The sequence below is a fragment of the Gottfriedia luciferensis genome (genome assembly GCF_002156865.1).
Taxonomy (GTDB): domain Bacteria; phylum Bacillota; class Bacilli; order Bacillales; family Bacillaceae_G; genus Gottfriedia; species Gottfriedia luciferensis.
The window spans coordinates 1-10,521 of the sequence record NZ_NCTA01000071.1; the positions used below are offsets into that span (position 1 = coordinate 1).

Sequence of the window (10,521 nt, forward strand, 5' to 3'; positions counted from 1 at the left end):
ATCAAATGCCAAAATCACTTCAAGCAATTATGGGCTCAGGTGCATTAGATTTATCAAAAGCGAGCGGCTACTTTGGCATTTTAGTTTTATATTTATTTTTAATGGCGACAATACATGCAGCTATGATAGGTTCAAATATAATTGCAAAAGAAGAACGAGATAAGACTGCTGAATTTTTATTTGTAAAACCTATTTCGAGAAATAAAATAATCACTTCTAAATTACTAAGTGCATTCGTAAACATCCTCATTTTTAATGGGGTTACATGGGTTTCGAGTGTTCTCATCGTCGGGAAATATAGTCGCGGAGAAAATGCAAATAGTGATATTGCGGTGGTAATGGTTGGGATGTTTATTTTACAAGTACTTTTTTTAGTGATTGGTTCGGCGATCGCATCAGCGAGTAAAAATTCAAAAAAAGCTACTTCATATGCGACAGCTATTTTGTTATTAACATTTATCCTTTCAATTGCAATCGACTTAAATGATAAGATTGAAAAACTGAAATATCTTACTCCATTTAAGTATTTCGAAGCAAAAAATATTATGTATGGTAAAGGGTTTGATGGAATTTATATGACTATATCAATCACCTTGATTATTATTTTAACCATTGTAACGTTTGTTTCGTTTAAGAAACGAGATTTACATGTATAAAAGATAAAAGCAAATAATTCGAATTAAAATTGTACCGCAATCCAAGATTTGAATAGATTGGATTACTTGGTACTTTTTTTATACATAAGAAATTATAAATTGATAACGTTGTAGAAAACACTACGTAGTCACAAATTTTAGGTATGAAGGATAGGTCTTCGCCTAAAGGCTTGCCAATCGGCAAGTTTTCTATATTTAATATTATATTCAGAAAATATTGACATATATATTCAATCACAATACCTTTAATATAGTAGGTTTATTTTTGCAAGGGGGGTATAAAAAGAGAATGTTTCAATCAACAAAGGAATTTGCTGAATATCTAGATCGAAAAGATACTTTGTCTAGCTATCGTGATGAATTTTACTTACAACCTAATACCATTTATTTAGATGGAAATTCTCTAGGACTACTTTCAAAAAGGGCAGAGAAAAGTTTATTAGATTTAGTTGATTCTTGGAAGACACTTGCAATCGATGGATGGATGCAAGGCGATCATCCATGGTATTACTTTGCCGAAAAATTGGGTGCATTAAGTGCGCCATTAGTTGGTGCAAAAGAAAATGAAGTAATTGTAACTGGTTCTACGACTACAAATCTTCACCAATTAATTTCATCTTTTTATCATCCAAATGGCCAGAAAACAAAAATATTAGCGGATGAATTAAACTTCCCATCCGATATTTATGCGATTCAAAGTCAATTAAGATTAAAGGGCTTTGATCCGGAAACACATTTAATCCAAGTAAAAAGCCGTGATGGTCGAACAATTAAGGAAGAAGACATTATTGAGGCAATGACTGAAGAGATTGCATTAATTATTCTACCTACTGTACTTTATCGAAGCGGACAATTATTAGAGATAGAACGATTAACAAAAGTTGCCCATGAACGTGGAATACTTATTGGTTTTGATGGTTGCCATTCCGTTGGTGCAATACCTCATAAATTTCATGAGTGGGATGTTGACTTTGCTTATTGGTGTAATTATAAATATTTAAATAGCGGTCCAGGTGGAGTTGGAAGCCTTTTCGTTAACGAAAAGCATTTTGGTACGATGCCAGGATTAGCTGGGTGGTTCGGTTCAAATAAAGAAAAGCAGTTTGATATGAACCATGAGTTTACACCTGCTGAGACGGCGAGTGCGTATCAAATAGGAACACCACATATTTTAAGTATGGCTCCATTAGCTGGTTCACTTGAATTGTATAAAGAAGCTACTATTGAGAGAATTCGTGAAAAATCATTACATAGCACAGCCTATTTAATGAATTTAATAAATGAGGAACTAAGTGAATTTGATTTTACAATTGGTAATCCGGTTGAGGATTCAATTCGAGGAGGTCATGTTTGTCTAGAACATGAAGATGCTGCCAGAATTTGTAAAGCATTAAAGCTAAATGGAGTTGTTCCAGACTTTAGAGCGCCAAACGTAATAAGACTTGCTCCAATCGCCTTTTATACTTCTTACGTAGATGTTTGGAATAGTGTACAAATCTTAAAGAAAATCATGGTTGAAAAGCAATATGAACAGTTTAAGAACGAACGAGAAATCATTGCTTAGGAGTTGTATGGAATGTCATTAATCGATATATCTAGAAGATTGCAAGACGGTATGCCTGTGTGGCCAGGTGATACAAATTTTTCTTTCCAATTGAGCTGGACAAAAGAGGAAAGTGGTTCAGTCAATGTCGGAAAGCTGACATTTAGTACGCACACTGGTACACATATTGATGCACCATTTCATTTTGATGAAAATGGAAAGAGAGTCATAGATTTAGATCCTAATTTATACGTAGGAATCGCAAAAGTAATCGAACTGATTGAAGTAGATTGTATAAAAAAATCAGACTTAGAAACTTTTCAATTAAATGGTGTAGAACGTTTATTAATTAAAACAAATTCCTGGAAAAATGATAGCGTTTTCCCGGAGAGAATTCCACATATCGAAAAGGAAGCAGCTAAGTTTTTACATGAAAAAGGAATAAAATTAGTTGGAGTAGATGTACCTTCAGTGGATCCACTGGATAGTAAGGAATTAGAGGCACATCATGCTCTTCATCATGCCGGCATTCATATATTAGAATCGATTGATTTAAGAAATGTATCGCCAGGTGAGTATGAACTAATCGCATTACCACTTCCATTAACAGAAGCTGATGGTAGTCCAGTACGAGCAGTTTTACGTAAATTAGTTTAGGGGGATAAGGAAATGACACAAGAGCAAAGAAAAATTTCAGATTACGAGAAATATATTCGAACAGAAGAATTACTAAGCTTACAAAAATCTGATGAGGAATTATTTTGTCCAGATGAATTAACATTTCAAACAATCCATCAAATTGCTGAGTTACATTTTAAATTAATTATCCAATCTATTCATTTTGCAGATAAACATATGCGTGCAAAAGAAGTTACGAAAGCAGTTCACCACATACAACGTATTAATAATCATCTAGTACATTTACCAGCAGTTTTTGATATGGTAAAAATGGTAAGTCCAAGCGATTATCATATTATTCGTTTAGCGTTAGGAAGAGGTAGCGGTCAAGATTCTCCAGGATTTAATGAGATTTTAAAACTAGGTCCAACACTTTGGCAACCTTTTAAAGACCTATTAGATGAAAATTTACTGACACCGGTTCAATTACACCAAGATGCAGCAAAACAAGTTGAACTATTCCAATTAATGCAGGAATTAACTTGCTTTGATGAAAGATTCCAATCTTTCCGCAGACAGCATATCCAACTCGTACGTCGAATGATTGGTATGAATACAAAGAGTTTAAAAGGAGTTCCAGCAGAAGCGTTAGAACGCGCTGTTAGGTTCGAATTTTACCCTGAGCTATGGCAAGCAGTTTGTGACTTAACTGATTTAACAGGATCAAGTTATAATCCAAAGCCACTTTAAGGGCAGGTAGAGCAGGTAGAGCAAGGATAAGGACGGGAGAAAGCAGATTCGATTACACGAATCTGTTTTTTTTATTTTTACTTAAAATGGAAAAAATGCATTATGGGTATGATAAAGCCATATGATTTTTTACTAGGGCGGGGTGAGGTCATGGAGAAGAGTCTTCAAAAACAATTAGATTTTGCTGCTTTATTGAGTATAGTCTCATATTTAGTGCTTGCTACTGTTAAAGTAATTGTTAGTTTTTATACAAATTCTAGTGCTCTTTTAGCTGATGGTCTAAACAATGTTACTGATATTGGTGCAACATTAGCTGTGTTTATTGGGATAAAGATTGCAAGGAAGCCTAGGGATTTAGATCACCCTTATGGCCATTCGAGAGCGGAACAAATAGCAACTTTAATTGCTTCGTTTATTATGATGTCAGTTGGTTTGCAAGTTATCATTGAAAACACTCGATCGCTATATATTGGAGATTTCGAGACACCTGATAGGCTTGCAGCTGTTGTAGCTTTTGCATCTGGTGTATTTATGTTTGGAATTTATTTTTACAACCAAAAAGTTGCGAAAAAAACGAAAAGTAAAGGGTTAGAAGCATCAGCAAAGGATAACTTCTCCGATGCTTTAGTAAGCTTTGGTACAACGATCGGGGTAATTGGAGCTTCTTTTGGTCTTCCAATCATCGACCCAATCGTAGCAATACTAGTTGGTGGAATTATCTGTAAAACAGCATGGTCGATTTTTTATGATGCAACACTATTATTAACAGATGGATTCGATCCTGATGAAATGGTTCTATTTACGGAAACAGTTGATAAAGTTCCTGGCGTACATAAAGTAGTAGACCTTAGAGCGAGGATGTATGGCAATACAACAATTGTCGATGTAATCATTGAGGTAGACGGTGGAATTGATGTTAGTAAAAGTCATGGTATTACAGACCAAATTGAAACCATTTTACATGAACAACACGGAATTCAATACACACATATTCACGTGGAGCCGTTAAGGGCAGGGAAGGCAGGAAGGACAGGGGAAGAGCAGTGAAGGCAGGAAAAGAGCTTGAAGTGCAGGGAATGTCCTGCACTTCAAGCTCTTAAATCCTGCATTTCCTCTATCCTGCACTTCAAGCTCTTAACCTTCCTGCTCCTAACTTGTCATATCTTGTTTTGTAAATACGATGAAGGCGATGATTAATGCTACTATTCCCCATATTGATAAATTCATTAAGGAGAAGTGCATGTTTAGTCCTTCTATTGTAGGAAGTTGCCCGGATAGGTAGTCAGTTAAGCCTAGGTTTACACTAAAGAAGTATTTAGCTCCTGACCATGATGTTGCTAATCCATTTAATACACTTCCTGTAATTAAAGCGGCGAGCATAATTCCCATAGCAGCGGGGGTAGTTCGCACAAGTACAGATACCATAAAGGATAAAGTACCGATGACAATACAGACAAACCATGCAAGTCCAAATGCCATAATGATGTATTGCCATTGTGGAATCAGTTGAACGGAGTCAGTTAATAATTGATTGTTTTTGATTACGAATCCTGTCAAAACAGGCACTGTCCATCCTTTAAAACTGAATACAAATCCTGATGCGATATAGGCCATTACACCATATAAAACTAGTAAAAATGAGATTAATAAGCAAATTGCTATATATTTACTAAGTAAGACTTTCCATCTTTTTACTGGTCTGGTGAGTAGGACTTTTATTGTTCCATCGCTTCGTTCACCAGAGATGATATCAATCGTTATAACCATTACTAATAGTGGAAGAAGTAGCCAACCTATACTTTGTTCGATTAACTTTCGAATAAAGGTAGGGGCACCAGGTGTTGTTGGATTTATGTCATTATCTAAGTAATATTGTTCTTGATCTATTTGCACTTTTAACCAACTTTTCCACTCTTCAGGTATTCCCGATGAATTTAATCTATTTTGTTGATCGACTATTTTTTGTTGAAGAGCGACTTTCCAATTATCTGTACCTAATCGTTTTACTGTTTCCTCAGTTTGTTTTAATTGTGCATACACAAAGATGGGGATAAGTACGGCTAGTATGAAAAAGATTACAAGTATTCTTTTTTTACGTACCATTTTTTCAATTTCATTAAAGACGAGTCTAACTAGCTCAGCCACGAACTTCGCCTCCAGTCATTTCCATAAATAAATCCTCTAATGTAACAGACATCGTTCTAACTCCATTTACTTGAACGGACTCATCGACAAAAATCTGAATGAGCTGATTAATTTTTAAAGGTGACATACGACAAAGAATCAGGTCATCATTAGTACTTATATCTTGGATAGAGGAATCTTTTTTTAATATTTCTATCGCTTTAGGTAAAGGAGAGACTCGCCACTCAACTCTTTCAGCGGCTTCGTCAACTAATTCTTTAACCGTAGATACTCTAACCATTTTTCCTTTATTAATAATACCTACTCTGTCACAAATCATTTCAATTTCACTTAGTAAGTGACTTGAAATAAATACACTAATATTTTGCTGTTTTACAAGCATATGAATAAACTCTCGTAATTCACGAATTCCAGCAGGATCTAACCCATTTGTTGGTTCATCTAAAATGAGAAGTTTCGGGTTCCCTAATAAAGCTTGGGCTATACCAAGACGTTGTTTCATTCCTAGTGAATAAGTTTTAACTTTTTCATGTATTCTTTCGTCTAATTTTACAAGTTTAACGACTTCGCTAATTTTAGTTTCATCATTAATACCTAACATTCTTGAAAACTGATATAAGTTCTCCCATCCAGTTAAATAACCATATAGTTCCGGATTTTCAACGATACATCCTATTTGTCTCATTGCTTGTTTAAAATGAGTCCGAACATTAAATCCGGCAATTTCGATTTTCCCTTTCGTTGGAGCAATTAAACCGACTAACATTCGAATTGTCGTAGTTTTACCAGCACCGTTTGGACCTAAAAATCCAAAAACTTCACCTTCATAAACTTCAAATGAAATTTGGTCAACTAATACTTTGCCTTTGATAATTTTTGATACATTATCTAATTTTAGTACCCTATTCACTGGATTCACCTCGAAGTTGGCTTCCTATTTTTCTTGTTAAGCGATCTGCCATTTCACTATAGCCACCTCTGTTTGGATGGAAATGGTCAGTGTACAAGTATTTTTTTTCTTCGTTATAAAATAAATCAAATGTTGGAATTACGTATGCATTCTTAATTTGAAGTACCGATATTTCGAGCAGATTATTCCATCTATATACAAAGCTTGATGATGCATCAAGACCTTGGACATTATGAAAAGGATTATAATAACCGAACGCATAAATAGGAGCTGATGGATTTTCTTGACGTATTGCTTTAAAAATTGATTGTAGATTATGACTAAATGTTTTTTCGTCTGGACGATAAGTTTTTAAAAATTGTTGATTCAATTGATTAGCTCCTGGGAATAAATCATTACTTCCAATTGAAAGAACAATAATATTTGCGGTGCCAATCGTTTCTTGGATATTTTTTTTCTTTAGATTATTAAGTAAATCTGATGTTTTTGCACCACTAACTGCTAAATTTGATATTGATGCTGATTGTTTATAATCTTTTTGAAGAAGAGTTTTCAATCGACCAACATAGCCTGTCCCTTCATCATCACCAACTCCTCGTGTAAGTGAGTCACCTAAAGCAACGATTTTTAGCTTTTTAGTCTTATGTACACCTTCATCATTATTTTCATTTTGACTTTTTTCACTTACAATGAGTTTGGTTTTTTGTGGGTTTAAAACAGTATAAGCACCTTTCGCAAAACCATAGACTAATAAGAGAAAACAAAGTAATGAAATAAACATAATAAACCGAACAAAATGATTGTATTTCAAAGATTTCACCACCTAAAAAGGAAAAAATTTCATATATAAATTCATTATTACCATATTAAAATTTGTTTTGCACGAAAAAACCTGTCCCTAAAAAAATAAGGACAGGTAGTAAGTTATTTATGAAACACGTTTTAATTTTTTACGAACTGAATTTTTTTGATTGTTTAAAAAGTAATATGCCATTCCTACTCCAACCGAACCACCAAGAATATTTCCGAATGTAACAGGAATTAAGTTGTGTAATACATCACCAAAAGTAAAAGCCACATTATGGGGCATAATATATGATAAAGTAAAAACGGCAATGTTCGCGATACTATGTTCATAGCCAGAGAAAAAGAATGCAAAAACTAATAAAAAGATAAGTACAATTTTAGCAAAATCATCTTTAAATCGAGTAGGTAAAAAACAAGCAAGACATACAAGCCAATTACAAAGTAGGCCTTTAAAAAATAAATGGATAAAAGATGCATGAATTTTATGATCCACAACACCTGCTAAAAAATTGTCAGCTGGGAATTCTTTCGCTAAGCCAGTTGATAGATAAATGACGGCAAAAATAAAAGCACCAATAATATTACCTGAATAGCAAGCAACCCAGTTTTTTAATAAATCCATTTTAGAAGTTTTTTTGTCTAATGTTGAAAAGGTAAAATACATCGTATTACTTGTAAATAATTCTCCCCCACCATAGATAATCATAATTAATGCAGTAGCGAAAACAAGTGGGTAAGCAACTGAAGCAAATGGAGATTCCTGCAATCTAAATAGTTCTGCTAATTTTAAACATACAATAAGGATAAAGCTTATATAAATTGAAGCTAACGCAGCACGAGCTAAATATTTAAATAAACTTTGATCAAGTATTTTCTTTTTTTTAAGGGCTAATTCAATACAATATTGGATACTATCTCGTTCCAAATGGTTTCACTCCCTATTCAATTTCTTTGAATAATCACATACATAGTATATAAACTAAAAACGATTACAAGTTTGTGAAACTGTGAACAAATTATGAAATGATAAAAATTCACCATTATTTCATTACTTTTTATTTACAATTTAAATTATTCATCATTATACTTGTCGGAGATATAATATAATATCTTTTTAAAGAATGATTATGAAAACGTTTAATGGTGATTTTACATTTTCGATAAAGATTTTATAAAATTAAATGTATAGAATTTTAAAGACATTGATTGGAGTGGAAGGTGGGAGACTCCTATGGGAGTAGCGGGAAGGGTGAGACCCCGCAGGCTTGCCGAGGAGGCTCAGCTCACGCCCCACGGAAAGCGAGCATCCTGGAACGGAAATCAACATTCTTTTTTTATAGAAAAGATTTATTAATTCAAAATGCACTTTGAAAGAGTCCAAAAATTATTTAAACTAAATTAAGGTTGAAGTTCTAAAAAAATGGACAAAGTTGATAATATAAAATGGGGGGAGATTTTATGAAAAAATCATCTAAATCGAAATTAACCAAAATCATTTGTCTAGGCTATCTCATTTACATCATTTTAGTATTATTATACTTTTATGTTTTTACAAGCTCTAATCTACCATTAAAATACAAAGGAACGTTTGTTGATCCTCACACGTTTATGAATCATAAGGAAGCTAATTTAAGTGCAAGTTATAGTACATTAAAAAATGTTTTATATTTTATAAGCTTACCATTAGATTGGATTGTATTATCATTATTACTATTAAGTGGAACAATTGAAAGATTGGGTGATTCCTTATCAAAATTAACTAGGTTTAAGTTTATTCAAGTCTTTTTATATTTTTTCTTTGTGTCCATCATTACATACATTGTAACTTTCCCAATTAATTTTTATCGATTTAAATTATCGACGAAATATGGTCTTTCTGTTCAAACATTTAATGGTTGGATGAAGGATGAAATGATCAGTTTTTGGATAAATTTTGCAATGATGTTTTTTGTGATGTATGTTGTGTATTTACTAATCAAAAAACAACCGAAAAAATGGTGGCTGACTGCTTGGCTATTAAGTATTCCATTTACTATTTTCTTAACATTTATACAACCCGTTGTAATCGACCCATTGTACAATGATTTTTATCCATTAAAAGACAAAAAATTAGAAAATAAAATTGTTGCTTTAGCACATGAAGCTAATATTCCTGCAAGCAGAGTTTATGAAGTAAATATGTCTACTAAAACAACTACCTATAATGCCTATGTTACCGGAATAGGTAAAAATGCTAGAATTGTATTATGGGATACAACACTTAAAGGATTATCAGAAGAAGAAATCATGTTTATAATGGCTCATGAAATGTCACATTATGTGAATAAAGATATTTATAAGTCAATGTTTGGGATATTAGCAGGTAGTTTAGTTGGTCTATATATTATTTCACGATTAATGAATGCGGCTTTATCAAAAAGTAGAAATAAAAACGCGTCGGAAAAAATGGCGGTAATCTTAACATTATTTTTAATCATCAGTGGAATTGTCGGATTTATTTCTGATCCCATTTCAAATACATTCTCAAGAAGTGCAGAGAAAAGAGCGGATTTATTTGCAGTTAAATTAACAAAAGATCCTGAAGCTGGAATTACAGCTTTCCAAAAACTTTCAAGAAACAGTCTGGCGCAAGTCAATCCACCATTTTTAGTGAAACTATTTAGATATGATCATCCTACAATGCTAGAAAGAATGAAATATTTGGAAGCAACTGAGAGAGTAAACAGAAAAAAATAGTAAAAAAACATCCTAATTAAGGATGTTTTTTTTTACTCAGAGTGTTGAAATATTTAACGGTCAATATGAAAAGATCATTAATTGGAGATTATTGAAAATAAAGTTAGTATTTTTAATCATCTATTTATTAAGAAATAGTAATCTGTTTTGAGCAATATTTATAACACCATCAAGATTAAATCATTACTTTGATTTTTTTCATTGGTTAAAAAATATTAAATACTTTTTTAAAAAAAAAATAATTCAAACTGATTAGTATTAAGGGTATTTAAATCATGTTTAATGAATACTTTTCTTGAAGAAAAGTTAATTGGAACGAAAGGATGCTCGACTCCTATGGGAAATGCGGAAAGGCT

Annotated in this window: 10 protein-coding genes; 6 read left to right on the top strand and 4 right to left on the bottom strand. The window is 32.8% G+C overall.

The features are described from left to right. The 5 genes from B7R67_RS21335 to B7R67_RS21355 form a co-directional block, all read left to right on the top strand. A partial coding sequence (locus tag B7R67_RS21335; protein WP_142289603.1) for an ABC transporter permease occupies positions 1-656 on the top strand: 656 nt, incomplete at its 5' end. Between the two features lie 289 nt (positions 657-945). Beyond that, positions 946-2,220 carry a kynureninase gene (gene kynU, locus B7R67_RS21340; RefSeq protein WP_088073009.1) on the top strand — a complete coding sequence of 425 codons (1,275 nt, stop codon included), beginning with the start codon at positions 946-948 and terminating at the stop codon, positions 2,218-2,220. Positions 2,221-2,232: 12 nt separating this feature from the next. Then, the gene (gene kynB / locus B7R67_RS21345; RefSeq protein ID WP_088073010.1) at positions 2,233-2,856 is read left to right on the top strand and encodes an arylformamidase; all 624 of its coding nucleotides are present in this window, start codon (positions 2,233-2,235) and stop codon (positions 2,854-2,856) included. Between the two features lie 12 nt (positions 2,857-2,868). Continuing rightward, positions 2,869-3,567 (top strand): tryptophan 2,3-dioxygenase family protein, encoded by a 699-nt coding sequence (locus B7R67_RS21350; protein ID WP_088073011.1) that lies wholly within the window; start codon positions 2,869-2,871, stop codon positions 3,565-3,567. 150 nt (positions 3,568-3,717) lie between these two features. Then, positions 3,718-4,614 carry a cation diffusion facilitator family transporter gene (locus B7R67_RS21355; protein WP_088073016.1) on the top strand — a complete coding sequence of 299 codons (897 nt, stop codon included), beginning with the start codon at positions 3,718-3,720 and terminating at the stop codon, positions 4,612-4,614. 102 nt (positions 4,615-4,716) lie between these two features. Here B7R67_RS21355 and B7R67_RS21360 read toward each other — a convergent pair whose 3' ends face one another. From B7R67_RS21360 to B7R67_RS21375, 4 genes are all read right to left on the bottom strand, one after another. Then, the gene (locus B7R67_RS21360) at positions 4,717-5,679 is read right to left on the bottom strand and encodes an ABC transporter permease (RefSeq protein WP_268876048.1); all 963 of its coding nucleotides are present in this window, start codon (positions 5,677-5,679) and stop codon (positions 4,717-4,719) included. 25 nt (positions 5,680-5,704) lie between these two features. Next, entirely contained in the window at positions 5,705-6,622 is a 918-nt protein-coding gene (locus tag B7R67_RS21365; protein WP_088073012.1) for an ABC transporter ATP-binding protein, read from the bottom strand. After that, positions 6,615-7,403, bottom strand: coding sequence for a GDSL-type esterase/lipase family protein (locus B7R67_RS21370; RefSeq protein ID WP_088073018.1), 789 nt, complete (start codon positions 7,401-7,403; stop codon positions 6,615-6,617). Before B7R67_RS21370 ends, B7R67_RS21365 begins: the two co-directional genes overlap by 8 nt. Positions 7,404-7,550: 147 nt before the next feature. Further along, positions 7,551-8,354, bottom strand: coding sequence for a formate/nitrite transporter family protein (locus tag B7R67_RS21375; protein WP_088073013.1), 804 nt, complete (start codon positions 8,352-8,354; stop codon positions 7,551-7,553). Positions 8,355-8,887: 533 nt separating this feature from the next. Here B7R67_RS21375 and B7R67_RS21380 point away from each other — a divergent pair. Further along, positions 8,888-10,165, top strand: coding sequence for a M48 family metallopeptidase (locus B7R67_RS21380; RefSeq protein ID WP_088073014.1), 1,278 nt, complete (start codon positions 8,888-8,890; stop codon positions 10,163-10,165). The last annotated feature ends 356 nt before the right edge of the window (positions 10,166-10,521 follow it).